The following is a 1,004-nucleotide window of genomic DNA, read 5'->3' on the forward strand; positions in this document are numbered from 1 at the left end:
TTGGAATTATGGTGACTTATGCTAGCTACACAAACTCAGAGGATGACATTGCTAAAGATATCTTGGGTCTCAAAGTTACAACCTGACTTAATCCTTGGTGGCTCCATCTTAGGCCTGACACCAGATATTATCCAGCAATATCAGCTCTCAGGTCTAGTGTTGGATGTTGACCAGACTTTAATACCAGTGACCAAATCCCGTGTTTCTCGGGAAATTGAACGGTGGGTAGAGCAAACTAGAGCGATGGTTTCCCTGTGGCTGGTCAGTAATAATCTCAGTGAACATCGCATTAGCCGTATTGCTTCCTCCCTAGATTTGCCTTACATATATGGAGCTCGCAAACCTTCGCGACGCAAGCTGAAAATAGCTGTAGATGCTATGAACCTACCTATAGACCAAGTGGCCATGGTAGGCGATCGCTTATTCACTGATGTCTTAGCTGGGAATCGACTGGGAATGTTCACCATTCTTGTAGAGCCCATACGAGACCAAGCTATGAGTAAGTCTTTATACCCAATGCGTGATTTAGAAGTGTGGTTCTCTCAAGCCTTAGGGGTTTCCTTGACCACCATGCAACAAAACTTCAACAAACCTGACAAATCAAAATAAACTGAAATATAAAGAAAATATTATAAAAATTACTAAACCAAAATTTGTCTGACACAATAGTTAACAGTTGGAAAGAGGGTCAGCTTATATAAAGACCCTAAATATGACCAACCTTTTAAATGGGGTCAGCTTATATAAAGACCCTAGATATAACAAACGCTTATAACTAATAGACAGCCCAGCCTTGAGGTAATCAGGAGCTGGGCTGTCTATGATTTGGCATTACGTTACTGAGCTGGTGCGCCAAGCTAAACCCCACGTTAAAATTCAAGAAACATTACTTAATACTCTAACGCCAAGCATGAGCGCAAACGTTGAAATCTACACCTGGAGCACTTGCCCCTTCTGTATCCGTGCTAAAGGTCTACTAAACAAGAAGGGAGTTGAATTTACTG

Annotated in this window: 2 protein-coding genes; both read left to right on the plus strand. The window is 41.7% G+C overall.

The genetic code is table 11. The annotated features are described in order from the left end of the window. Nucleotides 1–57 precede the first annotated feature (57 nt). Nucleotides 58–609 (plus strand): YqeG family HAD IIIA-type phosphatase, encoded by a 552-nt coding sequence (locus F6K49_RS53050; protein WP_293111185.1) that lies wholly within the window; start codon nt 58–60, stop codon nt 607–609. A gap of 211 nt (nt 610–820) precedes the next feature. Continuing rightward, nucleotides 821–1,004: glutaredoxin domain-containing protein (locus tag F6K49_RS53055; RefSeq protein WP_293111183.1), on the plus strand; the 184-nt coding region annotated here is incomplete at its 3' end.

Source organism: Moorena sp. SIO3I6, assembly GCF_010672095.1.